The sequence below is a fragment of the Enterobacter sp. B79-1 genome (genome assembly GCF_057444735.1).
Window position 1 is genome coordinate 1 of sequence record NZ_JBYAZJ010000013.1, and the last position, 14,983, is coordinate 14,983.

Below are 14,983 nucleotides of genomic sequence, written 5' to 3' on the forward strand. Positions count from 1 at the left end.
CAGTTCTACTTCCGTACAACTGACGTGACCGGTACCATCGAACTGCCAGAAGGCGTTGAGATGGTAATGCCAGGCGACAACATCAAGATGGTTGTGACTCTGATCCACCCAATCGCGATGGACGATGGTCTGCGTTTCGCAATCCGTGAAGGCGGCCGTACCGTTGGCGCGGGCGTTGTTGCTAAAGTTCTCGGCTAATCGCTGATAACATTTGACGCAATGCGCAATAAAAGGGCATCATTTGATGCCCTTTTTGCACGCTTTCACATCAGAACCTGGCTCATCAGTGATTATTTTTGTCATAATCATTGCTGAGACAGGCTCTGCAGAGAGCGTATAATCCGAAAAGCGAATAAGCATTTCGATTTGGTTTGCCTCGCAATCGCGGGGTGAAAATGTTTGTAGAATACTTCTGACAGGTTGGTTTATGAGTGCGAATACCGAAGCTCAAGGGAGCGGGCGCGGCCTGGAAGCGATGAAATGGGTAGTTGTAGCCGTGCTGCTGATCGTGGCAATTGTTGGCAACTATCTTTATCGTGACATGATGCTGCCGCTACGCGCGCTTGCAGTGGTGATTCTGATTGCTGCAGCGGGTGGTGTCGCGCTGTTGACGACAAAAGGCAAAGCGACTGTCGCTTTCGCTCGCGAAGCACGTACCGAAGTCCGCAAGGTCATTTGGCCGACTCGCCAGGAAACATTGCACACCACGCTGATCGTAGCGGCGGTTACCGCTGTAATGTCACTGATCCTGTGGGGACTGGATGGTATTCTGGTTCGCCTGGTTTCCTTTATCACTGGCCTGAGGTTCTAAGATGTCTGAAGCCCCTAAAAAGCGTTGGTACGTCGTTCAGGCGTTTTCCGGTTTTGAAGGCCGCGTAGCTACGTCGCTGCGTGAGCATATCAAATTACACAACATGGAAGAGTTATTTGGCGAAGTGATGGTTCCGACCGAAGAAGTGGTCGAGATCCGTGGCGGCCAACGTCGCAAAAGCGAGCGTAAATTCTTCCCGGGTTACGTGCTGGTTCAGATGGTGATGAACGACGCGAGCTGGCACCTGGTGCGCAGCGTACCGCGCGTGATGGGCTTTATCGGCGGCACGTCTGACCGTCCGGCGCCAATCAGCGATAAAGAAGTGGATGCGATTATGAACCGCCTGCAGCAGGTGGGTGATAAGCCGCGTCCGAAAACGCTGTTTGAACCGGGTGAGATGGTTCGTGTTAATGACGGTCCGTTTGCTGACTTTAACGGCGTCGTTGAAGAAGTGGACTACGAGAAGTCCCGCCTGAAAGTGTCTGTTTCTATCTTCGGTCGTGCGACCCCGGTAGAGCTGGACTTTGCACAGGTCGAAAAAGCCTAAGCAGCGATCAAAAAAGCAACGATTAAATCGTTGCACAAGGCGCGAGATTGGAATACAATTTCGCGCCTTTTGTTTTTATGGGTTACGGCCCGTAAAACGAATTTTATTCACGGGGAGCCTCTCTGAGGCGCTATCACCCAATCAGAGGATTTTAGAATGGCTAAGAAAGTACAAGCCTACGTCAAGCTGCAGGTTGCAGCTGGTATGGCGAACCCAAGTCCACCAGTTGGTCCAGCTCTGGGTCAGCAGGGTGTGAACATCATGGAATTCTGTAAAGCGTTCAACGCAAAAACTGAATCCCTGGAAAAAGGTCTGCCAATCCCAGTCGTAATCACTGTTTACGCTGACCGTTCTTTCACTTTCGTTACCAAAACCCCTCCAGCAGCAGTTCTGCTGAAGAAAGCGGCTGGTATCAAGTCTGGTTCCGGTAAACCGAACAAAGACAAAGTGGGTAAAATTTCCCGCGCTCAGCTGCAGGAAATCGCGCAGACCAAAGCTGCCGACATGACTGGTGCCGACATTGAAGCGATGACTCGCTCAATCGAAGGTACTGCACGTTCCATGGGCCTGGTAGTGGAGGACTAAGAAATGGCTAAACTGACCAAGCGCATGTCCGTGATCCGTGACAAAGTTGATGCGACCAAACAGTACGACATCAACGAAGCTATCGCTCTGCTGAAAGAACTGGCAACTGCTAAGTTCGTTGAAAGCGTTGACGTTGCCGTTAACCTGGGCATCGACGCTCGTAAATCCGATCAGAACGTTCGTGGCGCAACTGTACTGCCACACGGTACTGGCCGTTCCGTTCGCGTAGCTGTATTTGCTCAGGGTGCAAACGCTGAAGCTGCTAAAGCTGCCGGCGCTGAACTGGTAGGTATGGAAGATCTGGCTGATCAGATCAAGAAAGGCGAAATGAACTTTGACGTTGTTATTGCTTCTCCAGATGCAATGCGCGTTGTTGGCCAGCTGGGCCAGGTTCTGGGTCCACGCGGCCTGATGCCAAACCCGAAAGTGGGTACTGTAACCCCTAACGTTGCTGAAGCGGTTAAGAACGCTAAAGCAGGTCAGGTTCGTTATCGTAACGACAAAAACGGCATCATCCACACCACCATCGGTAAAGTGGACTTTGACGCTGACAAACTGAAAGAAAACCTGGAATCTCTGCTGGTTGCGCTGAAAAAAGCAAAACCAACTCAGGCTAAAGGCGTGTACATCAAGAAAGTTAGCATCTCCACCACCATGGGTGCAGGTGTTGCAGTTGACCAGGCTGGCCTGAGCGCTGCTGCAAACTAATGCCTTTACGTGGGCGGTGATTTTGTCTACAATCTTACCCCCACGTTTGCTAACGAAAGTTAGCGGCTAAAAGATTTGTTCGTTGGAGCCTGGCCTAATCCAGGCCTCCGTCGAAGACCGCAGGTGTTTCGCAAGAGACTTAATCCCCTGCGTAGACGGTGACAGAACGCTAAGATTATTTTTGAATACTCTGGCTTGTTTCTGCTCACCGTATTAAGACGCTCTCCTCGTTGGGGAGAGTGAAGTGAGTTCCGGGACATGAGTTCCGGCAAACATCCAGGAGCAAAGCTAATGGCTTTAAATCTTCAAGACAAACAAGCGATTGTTGCTGAAGTCAGCGAAGTAGCCAAAGGCGCGCTGTCTGCAGTAGTTGCGGATTCCCGTGGCGTTACTGTAGACAAAATGACTGAACTGCGTAAAGCAGGTCGTGAAGCTGGCGTATACATGCGTGTTGTTCGTAACACCCTGCTGCGTCGCGTAGTTGAAGGTACTCAGTTCGAGTGCCTGAAAGACACGTTTGTTGGTCCGACCCTTATTGCATACTCTATGGAACACCCGGGCGCTGCTGCTCGTCTGTTCAAAGAGTTCGCGAAAGCGAATGCAAAATTTGAGGTCAAAGCTGCAGCCTTTGAAGGTGAGTTGATCCCGGCATCGCAAATCGATCGCCTGGCAACCCTGCCGACCTACGAAGAAGCAATTGCACGCCTGATGGCAACCATGAAAGAAGCTTCGGCTGGCAAACTGGTTCGCACTCTGGCTGCTGTTCGCGATGCGAAAGAAGCTGCTTAATCGCAGTTATCTTTATAAAGCATTCGCTTACGTATAAACTTATTCTGATTTTCAGGAACAATTTAAATGTCTATCACTAAAGATCAAATCATTGAAGCAGTTGCAGCTATGTCCGTAATGGACGTTGTAGAACTGATTTCTGCAATGGAAGAAAAATTCGGTGTTTCTGCTGCTGCTGCTGTAGCTGTAGCTGCGGGCCCGGCTGAAGCTGCTGAAGAAAAAACTGAATTCGACGTAATTCTGAAAGCTGCTGGCGCTAACAAAGTTGCTGTTATCAAAGCAGTACGTGGCGCAACTGGCCTGGGTCTGAAAGAAGCTAAAGACCTGGTAGAATCTGCTCCAGCTGCGCTGAAAGAAGGCGTGAGCAAAGACGACGCAGAAGCACTGAAAAAATCTCTGGAAGAAGCTGGCGCTGAAGTTGAAGTTAAATAAGCCAACTTTTCTGGTTGCAGCCTAAGTCATTAGGCTGATGGCTGGTGACTTTTTAGTCACCAGCCTTTTTGCGCTGTAAGGCATCAGTAGCATTTCACACTGTTTGACTGCTGGTTGTCCTGACAATGCATGTTTCTATCGACGACTTAATATATTGCGACAGGGTGCTCGCTCTGTGTAAATCGCGACGAAATGATTTAAGCGTGATAGCAACAGGTATTGCGGAAAGTATTCAATTTTCCGGTCCACAAAATGGTGTTGCACAAACTGTCCCTTCGTCGGACAGATGGGTCGACTTGTCAGCGAGCTGAGGAACCCTATGGTTTACTCCTATACCGAGAAAAAACGTATTCGTAAGGATTTTGGTAAACGTCCACAAGTTCTGGACATTCCATATCTCCTTTCTATCCAGCTTGACTCGTTCCAGAAGTTTATCGAGCAAGATCCTGAAGGGCAGTACGGTCTGGAAGCAGCCTTCCGCTCCGTGTTCCCGATTCAGAGCTACAGCGGTAACTCCGAGCTGCAGTACGTCAGCTACCGCCTTGGCGAACCGGTGTTTGACGTTCAGGAATGTCAGATCCGTGGCGTGACCTATTCCGCACCGCTGCGCGTAAAACTGCGTCTGGTGATCTACGAGCGCGAAGCGCCGGAAGGCACCGTTAAAGACATTAAAGAACAAGAAGTCTACATGGGTGAAATTCCACTCATGACAGACAACGGTACTTTCGTAATCAACGGTACTGAGCGTGTTATCGTTTCCCAGCTGCATCGTAGCCCGGGCGTCTTCTTCGACAGCGATAAAGGTAAAACACACTCTTCCGGTAAAGTACTGTATAACGCACGTATCATTCCTTACCGTGGTTCATGGCTGGACTTCGAGTTCGATCCGAAAGACAACCTGTTTGTCCGTATCGACCGTCGTCGTAAGCTGCCTGCAACCATCATTCTGCGTGCGCTGCAATACACCACTGAACAGATCCTGGACCTGTTCTTTGAGAAAGTGATCTTTGAAATCCGCGACAACAAGCTGCAGATGGAGCTGGTGCCGGAACGTCTGCGTGGTGAGACCGCGTCGTTCGACATCGAAGCCGACGGCAAAGTGTATGTGGAAAAAGGTCGCCGTATCACCGCGCGCCATATCCGCCAGCTGGAAAAAGATGATATCAAACTCATCGAAGTTCCGGTTGAGTACATTGCAGGAAAAGTAGCCGCGAAAGATTACGTTGACGAGTCAACGGGCGAGCTGATCTGCCCAGCGAACATGGAGCTGAGCCTGGATCTGCTGGCTAAGCTGAGCCAGTCTGGCCACAAACGTATCGAAACGCTGTTCACCAACGATCTGGACCACGGTGCGTATATCTCTGAGACTATCCGTGTCGACCCAACCACCGATCGTCTGAGCGCGCTGGTAGAAATCTACCGCATGATGCGTCCTGGTGAGCCACCAACTCGCGAAGCGGCGGAAAGCCTGTTCGAGAACCTGTTCTTCTCCGAAGACCGCTACGATCTGTCCGCGGTTGGTCGTATGAAGTTCAACCGTTCTCTGCTGCGTGATGAGATCGAAGGTTCCGGTATCCTGAGCAAAGACGACATCATCGAAGTGATGAAGAAGCTCATCGATATCCGTAACGGTAAAGGCGAAGTGGATGATATCGACCACCTCGGCAACCGTCGTATCCGTTCCGTAGGCGAAATGGCGGAAAACCAGTTCCGCGTTGGCCTGGTGCGTGTTGAGCGTGCGGTGAAAGAGCGTCTGTCTCTGGGCGATCTGGATACCCTGATGCCTCAGGATATGATCAACGCCAAGCCGATTTCTGCAGCAGTGAAAGAGTTCTTCGGTTCAAGCCAGCTGTCTCAGTTCATGGACCAGAACAACCCGCTGTCTGAGATTACGCACAAACGTCGTATCTCTGCACTCGGCCCAGGCGGTCTGACCCGTGAACGCGCAGGCTTTGAAGTTCGAGACGTACACCCGACCCACTACGGTCGCGTATGTCCAATCGAAACGCCTGAAGGTCCAAACATCGGTCTGATCAACTCCCTGTCCGTGTACGCACAGACTAACGAATACGGTTTCCTCGAGACTCCGTATCGTAAAGTGACCGACGGTGTTGTTACCGACGAAATTCATTACCTGTCTGCTATCGAAGAAGGCAACTACGTTATCGCTCAGGCGAACTCCAACCTGGATGACGAAGGCCACTTTGTAGAAGATCTGGTTACCTGCCGTAGCAAAGGCGAATCCAGCTTGTTCAGCCGCGACCAGGTTGACTACATGGACGTATCCACCCAGCAGGTGGTATCCGTCGGTGCGTCCCTGATCCCGTTCCTGGAACACGATGACGCCAACCGTGCATTGATGGGTGCGAACATGCAACGTCAGGCCGTTCCAACTCTGCGTGCTGATAAGCCGCTGGTTGGTACCGGTATGGAACGTGCTGTTGCCGTTGACTCCGGTGTTACTGCAGTTGCTAAGCGTGGCGGTACCGTTCAGTACGTCGACGCATCCCGTATCGTTATCAAAGTTAACGAAGACGAGATGTATCCGGGCGAAGCGGGTATCGACATTTATAACCTGACCAAATACACCCGTTCTAACCAGAACACCTGTATCAACCAGATGCCTTGCGTATCTCTGGGTGAGCCAGTTGAACGTGGCGACGTGCTGGCAGACGGTCCGTCCACCGACCTCGGTGAACTGGCGCTCGGTCAGAACATGCGCGTAGCGTTCATGCCGTGGAACGGTTACAACTTCGAAGACTCCATCCTCGTCTCCGAGCGTGTGGTTCAGGAAGATCGTTTCACCACCATCCACATTCAGGAACTGGCATGTGTGTCCCGTGACACCAAGCTGGGGCCAGAAGAGATCACCGCTGACATCCCGAACGTGGGTGAAGCTGCGCTCTCTAAACTGGATGAATCCGGTATCGTTTACATCGGTGCTGAAGTGACCGGCGGCGACATTCTGGTTGGTAAGGTTACGCCGAAAGGTGAAACCCAGCTGACGCCAGAAGAGAAACTGCTGCGTGCAATCTTCGGTGAGAAAGCGTCTGACGTTAAAGACTCTTCTCTGCGCGTACCAAACGGTGTTTCCGGTACGGTTATCGATGTTCAGGTCTTCACCCGTGACGGCGTTGAGAAAGATAAGCGTGCGCTGGAAATCGAAGAGATGCAGCTCAAACAGGCTAAGAAAGACCTGTCTGAAGAACTGCAGATCCTCGAAGCGGGTCTGTTCAGCCGTATCTATGCGGTGCTGGTTGCCGGTGGCGTTGAAGCTGAGAAGCTCGACAAACTGCCACGCGATCGCTGGCTGGAACTGGGCCTGACCGATGAAGAGAAACAAAATCAGCTGGAACAGCTGGCTGAGCAGTATGACGAACTGAAACACGAGTTCGAGAAAAAACTCGAAGCGAAACGCCGCAAAATCACTCAGGGCGACGATCTGGCACCAGGCGTGCTGAAGATTGTTAAGGTTTATCTGGCCGTTAAACGTCAGATCCAGCCTGGTGATAAGATGGCAGGTCGTCACGGTAACAAGGGTGTTATCTCTAAGATCAACCCGATCGAAGATATGCCGCACGATGCTAACGGTACGCCGGTAGATATCGTACTGAACCCACTGGGTGTACCGTCTCGTATGAACATCGGTCAGATCCTGGAAACCCACCTGGGTATGGCTGCGAAAGGTATCGGCGACAAGATTAACGCCATGCTGAAGCAGCAGGAAGAAGTCGCGAAACTGCGCGAATTCATCCAGCGTGCCTACGATCTGGGTACCGACGTGCGTCAGAAAGTCGACCTGAACACCTTCAGCGATGATGAAGTTCTGCGTCTGGCGGAAAACCTGCGTAAGGGTATGCCAATTGCAACGCCGGTATTCGACGGTGCAAAAGAAGCTGAAATTAAAGAGCTGCTGCAACTGGGTGGTCTGCCAACGTCTGGTCAGATTACGCTCTTTGACGGCCGTACCGGTGAACAGTTCGAGCGTCCGGTAACCGTAGGTTACATGTACATGCTGAAACTGAACCACCTGGTCGACGACAAGATGCACGCTCGTTCTACCGGTTCTTACAGCCTGGTTACTCAGCAGCCGCTGGGTGGTAAGGCTCAGTTCGGTGGTCAGCGCTTCGGGGAGATGGAAGTGTGGGCGCTGGAAGCATACGGCGCAGCATACACCCTGCAGGAAATGCTCACCGTTAAGTCTGATGACGTGAACGGTCGTACCAAGATGTATAAGAACATCGTGGACGGCAACCATCAGATGGAGCCGGGCATGCCAGAATCCTTCAACGTACTGTTGAAAGAGATTCGTTCGCTGGGTATCAACATCGAACTGGAAGACGAGTAATTCTCGCTCAAACAGGTCACTGGTGTCGGGTTAACCCCCGACACCAGATTGTGCTAACTCCGACGGGAGCAAATCCGTGAAAGATTTATTAAAGTTTCTGAAAGCGCAGACTAAAACCGAAGAGTTTGATGCGATCAAAATTGCTCTGGCTTCGCCAGACATGATCCGTTCATGGTCTTTTGGTGAAGTTAAAAAGCCGGAAACCATCAACTACCGTACGTTCAAACCTGAGCGTGACGGCCTTTTCTGTGCGCGTATTTTCGGGCCAGTAAAAGACTACGAGTGCCTGTGCGGTAAGTACAAGCGCCTGAAACACCGTGGTGTGATCTGTGAGAAGTGCGGCGTTGAAGTGACCCAGACCAAAGTACGCCGTGAGCGTATGGGCCACATCGAGCTGGCGTCTCCGACTGCTCACATCTGGTTCCTGAAATCTCTGCCGTCCCGTATCGGCTTGCTGCTGGATATGCCGCTGCGCGATATCGAACGTGTTCTGTACTTCGAATCTTATGTTGTGATCGAAGGCGGTATGACGAACCTGGAACGTAACCAGATTCTGACCGAAGAACAGTATCTGGACGCGCTGGAAGAGTTCGGTGACGAATTCGACGCGAAGATGGGTGCGGAAGCTATCCAGGCCCTGCTGAAGAGCATGGATCTGGAGCAAGAGTGCGAGCAGCTGCGTGAAGAGCTGAACGAAACTAACTCCGAAACCAAGCGTAAAAAGCTGACCAAGCGTATCAAACTGCTGGAAGCGTTCGTTCAGTCTGGCAACAAGCCAGAGTGGATGATCCTGACCGTTCTGCCGGTTCTGCCGCCAGATCTGCGTCCACTGGTACCGCTGGATGGTGGTCGTTTCGCAACGTCCGATCTGAACGATCTGTATCGTCGCGTTATCAACCGTAACAACCGTCTGAAGCGTCTGCTGGATCTGGCTGCGCCGGACATCATCGTACGCAACGAAAAACGTATGCTGCAGGAAGCGGTAGATGCCCTGCTGGATAACGGTCGTCGCGGTCGTGCGATCACCGGTTCGAACAAACGTCCTCTGAAATCTTTGGCCGACATGATCAAAGGTAAACAGGGTCGTTTCCGTCAGAACCTGCTCGGTAAGCGTGTTGACTACTCCGGTCGTTCTGTAATCACCGTAGGTCCATACCTGCGTCTGCATCAGTGCGGTCTGCCGAAGAAAATGGCACTGGAGCTGTTCAAACCGTTCATTTACGGCAAGCTGGAACTGCGTGGCCTGGCCACCACCATCAAAGCCGCTAAGAAAATGGTTGAGCGTGAAGAAGCTGTCGTTTGGGATATCCTGGACGAAGTGATCCGCGAACACCCGGTACTGCTGAACCGTGCACCAACACTGCACCGTCTGGGTATCCAGGCATTTGAGCCAGTCCTGATCGAAGGTAAAGCTATCCAGCTTCACCCGCTGGTTTGTGCGGCTTATAACGCCGACTTCGATGGTGACCAGATGGCTGTTCACGTACCGCTGACGCTGGAAGCCCAGCTCGAAGCGCGTGCGCTGATGATGTCTACCAACAACATCCTGTCTCCAGCGAACGGTGAACCAATTATCGTTCCTTCTCAGGACGTTGTATTGGGTCTGTACTACATGACCCGTGACTGTGTTAACGCCAAAGGCGAAGGCATGGTGCTGACTGGCCCGAAAGAAGCTGAGCGTATTTATCGCGCTGGCCTGGCCTCTCTGCATGCGCGCGTTAAAGTGCGTATCACCGAATACGAAAAAGATGAAAACGGCGAATTCGTAGCGAAAACCAGCCTGAAAGACACGACCGTTGGCCGTGCCATTCTGTGGATGATCGTACCGAAAGGTCTGCCTTTCTCCATCGTCAACCAGGCGCTGGGCAAGAAAGCGATCTCCAAAATGCTGAACACCTGTTACCGCATTCTGGGTCTGAAGCCGACCGTAATCTTCGCTGACCAGACAATGTACACCGGCTTTGCTTATGCAGCGCGTTCAGGTGCATCTGTTGGTATCGATGACATGGTCATCCCAGAGAAGAAACACGAGATCATCTCTGAAGCGGAAGCCGAAGTTGCTGAGATCCAGGAGCAGTTCCAGTCTGGTCTGGTAACCGCAGGCGAACGCTATAACAAAGTTATCGATATCTGGGCAGCGGCGAACGATCGTGTATCCAAAGCGATGATGGATAACCTGCAGACCGAAACCGTGATTAACCGTGACGGCGTAGAAGAGCAGCAGGTTTCCTTCAACAGCATCTACATGATGGCCGACTCCGGTGCGCGTGGTTCCGCAGCACAGATTCGTCAGCTGGCAGGTATGCGTGGTCTGATGGCGAAGCCAGATGGCTCCATCATCGAAACGCCAATCACCGCGAACTTCCGTGAAGGTCTGAACGTACTCCAGTACTTCATCTCCACGCACGGTGCTCGTAAAGGTCTGGCGGATACCGCACTGAAAACAGCGAACTCCGGTTATCTGACGCGTCGTCTGGTTGACGTTGCGCAGGATCTGGTTGTGACCGAAGACGATTGTGGCACCCTCGAAGGTATCACCATGACCCCGGTTATCGAGGGTGGTGATGTTAAAGAGCCACTGCGCGATCGCGTTCTGGGTCGTGTGACCGCGGAAGACATTCTGAAGCCGGGCACTGCAGACATTCTGGTTCCACGCAACACGCTGCTGCACGAGCACTGGTGTGACCTGCTGGAAGCGAACTCTGTTGACTCCGTGAAAGTGCGTTCCGTTGTATCCTGTGACACCGACTTTGGTGTATGTGCGCACTGCTACGGTCGTGACCTGGCGCGTGGCCACATCATCAACAAAGGTGAAGCAATCGGCGTTATCGCGGCACAGTCCATCGGTGAGCCGGGTACACAGCTGACGATGCGTACGTTCCACATCGGTGGTGCGGCATCTCGTGCGGCTGCTGAATCCAGCATCCAGGTGAAAAACAAAGGTAGCATCAAGCTCAGCAACGCGAAGTCTGTTGTTAACTCCGCAGGCAAGCTGGTTGTGACCTCTCGTAACACCGAGCTGAAGCTGATCGACGAATTCGGTCGTACCAAAGAGAGCTATAAAGTGCCTTACGGTGCGGTTATGGCGAAAGGTGATGGCGAGCAGGTTGCCGGTGGTGAAACCGTTGCAAACTGGGATCCGCACACCATGCCGGTTATCACCGAAGTAAGTGGTTTCATCCGCTTCACTGACATGATCGACGGCCAGACCATTACTCGTCAGACCGACGAGCTGACCGGTCTGTCTTCTCTGGTGGTTCTGGATTCTGCTGAACGTACTGCCGGTGGTAAAGATCTGCGTCCTGCACTGAAAATCGTTGATGGTCAGGGTAACGACGTTCTGATCCCTGGTACCGACATGCCTGCGCAGTACTTCCTGCCGGGTAAAGCGATCGTACAGCTGGAAGATGGCATTCAGATCGGTGCGGGTGATGCTCTGGCGCGTATTCCTCAGGAATCCAGCGGTACCAAGGACATCACCGGTGGTCTGCCACGCGTTGCGGACCTGTTTGAAGCACGTCGTCCGAAAGAGCCTGCAATCCTGGCTGAAATCAGCGGTATCATTTCCTTCGGTAAAGAGACCAAAGGTAAACGCCGTCTGGTTATCACCCCAGTAGATGGCAGCGAGCCGTACGAAGAGATGATTCCTAAGTGGCGTCAGCTCAACGTGTTCGAAGGTGAACGTGTAGAACGTGGTGACGTGGTTTCCGATGGTCCAGAAGCTCCGCACGACATTCTGCGTCTTCGTGGCGTACACGCGGTAACGCGTTACATCACCAACGAAGTACAGGACGTTTACCGTCTGCAGGGCGTTAAGATTAACGATAAGCACATCGAAGTTATCGTTCGTCAGATGCTGCGTAAAGCAACCATCGAAAACGCAGGCAGCTCCGAGTTCCTGGAAGGCGAACAGGTTGAATACTCTCGCGTTAAGATTGCTAACCGCGATCTGGAAGCGAACGGCAAAATCGGTGCGACCTTCGCACGCGATCTGCTGGGTATCACCAAAGCGTCTCTGGCAACCGAGTCCTTCATCTCTGCAGCATCGTTCCAGGAGACCACGCGTGTCCTGACCGAAGCGGCTGTTGCTGGTAAGCGTGATGAATTACGCGGTCTGAAAGAGAACGTTATCGTGGGTCGTCTGATCCCGGCAGGTACCGGTTATGCATACCACCAGGATCGTATGCGTCGTCGTGCTGCGGGCGAACTGCCAGCTGCACCGCAGGTCACTGCAGAAGATGCATCCGCGAGCCTGGCAGAACTGCTGAACGCAGGTCTGGGCGGTTCCGACAACGAGTAATCGTTGATGCCCGGTAATAAATATTACCGGGCATATGCCTCGTAGGTCGGGTAAGCGTAGCGCCACCCGACAATAAAAAACCCGCCGAGGCGGGTTTTTTTACATCTGTGTGTTATCAGTTTATCAACGGGATCCGTCGATAAAGTTCAATCATATCGCCCGCCAGATCCTGAATGACCATCGCGTTCATCAGGTGATCCTGGGAGTGAACGGTGATCAGGTTAACCGGAAGCTTCCCGGTCCCTTCGTCAAGACCGATAAGCTGCGTCTGGATCGTGTGCGCATGCTTCACATATTCGCGCGACTCTTCCATCGCCTTCTCGGCTTCGTCAAAGTCGCCTTTACGTGCCATCTGCAGTGCGGTCAGAGCAGCACTTCGCGCCGCGCCCGCGTTCACCAGCAGTTCCATGATTGTGGTTTCTAAGTCTTCCATTATGACTCCAGCAGCTTGAGCGCTTTTTCCAGTACGGCATCACCTTTCATCATGCCGTAATCCATCATGTCGATCACCGCGACTTTTTTGCCCAGCGGGTCGGCCTGCGCCTGAAGTTTCGCCTGCTCGTATTTTACCTGTGGCCCCAGCAATACGATGTCGGCCGTCGCGATATTGTCTTTAAACTCCGCGACCGGAACGGCTTTAATGGTGACTTCAACCCCTTTTTTCTGCGCGGCATCTTTCATACGTTGAACCAGCATGCTGGTTGACATTCCCGCTGCACAGCATAAAACGATGTTCTTCATAATCAGCCTCGATCTACATGTGTTTATTGATAATTATCCCGTGCAGACCGCTTCAACAACCGCTTTACCGTGATTGTGTGTCAGGCATCACAAAGAAATCGGCATTTTTCTGAAACCGGTTACAATTTTGTGGTCACTCGCTGTCAGATGTACGAACGATACGATTTTTTCCCTGCTGTTTTGCCGTGTAAAGCGCGCCATCGACGCTACCTACAAAGTGTTCCAGCGGCTCGAAGTGCCATTCCCCCAGGCCCGCACTGAACGTCACGTGCAGGTTTTCCTCACGCCAGACGCGCCGTTCCACGGCGGTGCGCCACGCTTCCAGCAGCGCGTGAGCGGTAGCGATCGGCTCCGTATGGAAGATCACCGCGAACTCTTCGCCGCCGTAGCGGTAAACAGAGATGTGATGGGGCTGCATGATCTGGATCCCCTCGCGGGCAACGTTACGCAAAACGATATCGCCGCTCAGGTGTCCCCAGGTGTCATTAATGGATTTGAAGTTATCGATATCGATCAGGCCCAGCGCGAAAGGTTGATGGGCGTTCAGCAGTTCATCCACATCGTTGTCGAAAGCGCGGCGGTTTTTACAGCCCGTTAATGCATCATGGGTTGCCTGACGCACATAGGCCTGTTCACGCTCTTTGTTTGACTGAATGGTATGGCTGAGCATTGCCTCAAGGCGCGGGGCCTGGCTGACATCCCCGGTTTTGATGGCGTTGATAATATTCATCAGCACAGTACGGGAAGCATGGCGCAGGTACAAACCAAACAGAATGATGATAATGGCTGCGAGTGCAAATCCCCAACTGACAACAACGGTTTCGTGGCGGGTAATGGCGGTAAGCGTGGCGTCGGATACCCGATAAATAACAAACCAGTCCGGGTTGGTGAAGGAGTAGTAGTAGTACCAGGATTTGCTTTTTGGATCGAATAAATGGCCTTCGCCGCTGGTCATTTTGTCCATCAGCGCTTCGCTGACGTACGGTTTAAAGAGCGCGCCCGTGTCCGGGTGAAGTACCACAGCACCATCGCGTTCGACAACGAAAAATTCACCCTGTACGGGTGCCACCATTTGACGGAGGGTGTATCCCATAGAGGTCAAATCGAGATGAAAAGCGAGCGTTCCCTTCAGCCTGCCTTCGGGTGAAATCACCGGCTTGTAGAGAGTGACGGTTGGGTGGTCGGTAAAGTAGTCCATATAGGGGCTGGTATAGTGGCTAAAGATACTGGCCTCTGCCTGGCCTATAAACCACGGGCGGGTTCGCGCGTCGAATGTCTTGCTCTTTTCCGTTGGAAGCACTTCCGGCGCGCGCAGGTAATGCCCCTGCGTGTCTGTCAAAGAGATGGACGACACGGTCGGCATCAGGTTTTGCAAATGCATTAACATCTGCAGCCCTTGTGCCGGGTCGACGTTGATTGTCTGATTCAGCCGGTCATTGCGCGCAAAATACATCGCTGCACGCCCCAGAATATAGTCGTTTTCACGCAGGATGGATTCGGTATAGTTCACCGCCAGGTTATGGGTGAAATTACCATTAATCTTATGATAATCCTCCAGAAAATCCTTTCTCTGAGAAAGCGTAATCAACACGGCGATCAGCGCGAAGCTGCAGAGGATCCCCGCAAAGCTGACCATAATCGGCCGGGTGAAAGAGAGCTTTTTACTGTGAAGTGCCATGAGCTGTAGATTAATCCAGATGATGAATACGTTACGCCTGCTGA

The 14,983-nt window shown here is 52.4% G+C and carries 12 protein-coding genes; 9 read left to right on the forward strand and 3 right to left on the reverse strand.

Annotation, left to right across the window (positions count from 1 at the left end):
• From AC2T6E_RS22150 to rpoC, 9 genes are all read left to right on the forward strand, one after another.
• A partial coding sequence (locus tag AC2T6E_RS22150; protein ID WP_047668561.1) for an EF-Tu C-terminal domain-related protein occupies positions 1 to 198 on the forward strand: 198 nt, incomplete at its 5' end.
• Positions 199 to 427: 229 nt separating this feature from the next.
• Positions 428 to 811 carry a preprotein translocase subunit SecE gene (gene secE / locus AC2T6E_RS22155; RefSeq protein ID WP_003862342.1) on the forward strand — a complete coding sequence of 128 codons (384 nt, stop codon included), beginning with the start codon at positions 428 to 430 and terminating at the stop codon, positions 809 to 811.
• 1 nt (position 812) lies between these two features.
• Positions 813 to 1,358 (forward strand): transcription termination/antitermination protein NusG, encoded by a 546-nt coding sequence (gene nusG, locus AC2T6E_RS22160; RefSeq protein WP_003862341.1) that lies wholly within the window; start codon positions 813 to 815, stop codon positions 1,356 to 1,358.
• Between the two features lie 156 nt (positions 1,359 to 1,514).
• On the forward strand, positions 1,515 to 1,943 hold the full coding sequence (gene rplK / locus AC2T6E_RS22165) for a 50S ribosomal protein L11 (protein ID WP_008503452.1): 429 nt from the start codon (positions 1,515 to 1,517) through the stop codon (positions 1,941 to 1,943).
• A 3-nt stretch (positions 1,944 to 1,946) separates the two neighbouring features.
• The gene (gene rplA / locus AC2T6E_RS22170) at positions 1,947 to 2,651 is read left to right on the forward strand and encodes a 50S ribosomal protein L1 (RefSeq protein WP_006176745.1); all 705 of its coding nucleotides are present in this window, start codon (positions 1,947 to 1,949) and stop codon (positions 2,649 to 2,651) included.
• A 291-nt stretch (positions 2,652 to 2,942) separates the two neighbouring features.
• The gene (gene rplJ / locus AC2T6E_RS22175) at positions 2,943 to 3,440 is read left to right on the forward strand and encodes a 50S ribosomal protein L10 (RefSeq protein ID WP_001207203.1); all 498 of its coding nucleotides are present in this window, start codon (positions 2,943 to 2,945) and stop codon (positions 3,438 to 3,440) included.
• 66 nt (positions 3,441 to 3,506) lie between these two features.
• Entirely contained in the window at positions 3,507 to 3,872 is a 366-nt protein-coding gene (gene rplL, locus AC2T6E_RS22180) for a 50S ribosomal protein L7/L12 (protein ID WP_006176746.1), read from the forward strand.
• A 319-nt stretch (positions 3,873 to 4,191) separates the two neighbouring features.
• Positions 4,192 to 8,220: a DNA-directed RNA polymerase subunit beta gene (gene rpoB / locus AC2T6E_RS22185; RefSeq protein WP_100167617.1), complete on the forward strand. Its 4,029-nt coding sequence runs from the start codon at positions 4,192 to 4,194 to the stop codon at positions 8,218 to 8,220.
• 76 nt (positions 8,221 to 8,296) lie between these two features.
• Positions 8,297 to 12,520 (forward strand): DNA-directed RNA polymerase subunit beta', encoded by a 4,224-nt coding sequence (gene rpoC, locus AC2T6E_RS22190; RefSeq protein WP_042715985.1) that lies wholly within the window; start codon positions 8,297 to 8,299, stop codon positions 12,518 to 12,520.
• 115 nt (positions 12,521 to 12,635) lie between these two features.
• Here the strand turns inward: rpoC and AC2T6E_RS22195 are convergent, their stop codons facing one another.
• The 3 genes from AC2T6E_RS22195 to AC2T6E_RS22205 form a co-directional block, all read right to left on the reverse strand.
• Positions 12,636 to 12,953 (reverse strand): PTS lactose/cellobiose transporter subunit IIA, encoded by a 318-nt coding sequence (locus AC2T6E_RS22195; RefSeq protein ID WP_119938511.1) that lies wholly within the window; start codon positions 12,951 to 12,953, stop codon positions 12,636 to 12,638.
• Positions 12,953 to 13,261, reverse strand: a complete 309-nt coding sequence (locus AC2T6E_RS22200) for a PTS sugar transporter subunit IIB (protein WP_010425948.1) — start codon at positions 13,259 to 13,261, stop codon at positions 12,953 to 12,955. Before AC2T6E_RS22200 ends, AC2T6E_RS22195 begins: the two co-directional genes overlap by 1 nt.
• 133 nt (positions 13,262 to 13,394) lie before the next feature.
• On the reverse strand, positions 13,395 to 14,939 hold the full coding sequence (locus AC2T6E_RS22205) for a sensor domain-containing diguanylate cyclase (RefSeq protein WP_212474313.1): 1,545 nt from the start codon (positions 14,937 to 14,939) through the stop codon (positions 13,395 to 13,397).
• Positions 14,940 to 14,983 lie beyond the last annotated feature (44 nt).

Excerpts from the sequence above, each read along its gene's own strand:
- nusG (WP_003862341.1), top strand. The coding sequence starts at position 813 with ATGTCTGAAGCCCCTAAAAAGCGTTGGTACGTCGTTCAGGCGTTTTCC.
- AC2T6E_RS22195 (WP_119938511.1), bottom strand. The coding sequence starts at position 12,953 with ATGGAAGACTTAGAAACCACAATCATGGAACTGCTGGTGAACGCGGGC.
- rplA (WP_006176745.1), top strand. The coding sequence starts at position 1,947 with ATGGCTAAACTGACCAAGCGCATGTCCGTGATCCGTGACAAAGTTGAT.
- rplJ (WP_001207203.1), top strand. The coding sequence starts at position 2,943 with ATGGCTTTAAATCTTCAAGACAAACAAGCGATTGTTGCTGAAGTCAGC.
- AC2T6E_RS22200 (WP_010425948.1), bottom strand. The coding sequence starts at position 13,261 with ATGAAGAACATCGTTTTATGCTGTGCAGCGGGAATGTCAACCAGCATG.
- secE (WP_003862342.1), top strand. The coding sequence starts at position 428 with ATGAGTGCGAATACCGAAGCTCAAGGGAGCGGGCGCGGCCTGGAAGCG.
- rplL (WP_006176746.1), top strand. The coding sequence starts at position 3,507 with ATGTCTATCACTAAAGATCAAATCATTGAAGCAGTTGCAGCTATGTCC.
- rplK (WP_008503452.1), top strand. The coding sequence starts at position 1,515 with ATGGCTAAGAAAGTACAAGCCTACGTCAAGCTGCAGGTTGCAGCTGGT.
- AC2T6E_RS22205 (WP_212474313.1), bottom strand. The coding sequence starts at position 14,939 with ATGGCACTTCACAGTAAAAAGCTCTCTTTCACCCGGCCGATTATGGTC.
- rpoB (WP_100167617.1), top strand. The coding sequence starts at position 4,192 with ATGGTTTACTCCTATACCGAGAAAAAACGTATTCGTAAGGATTTTGGT.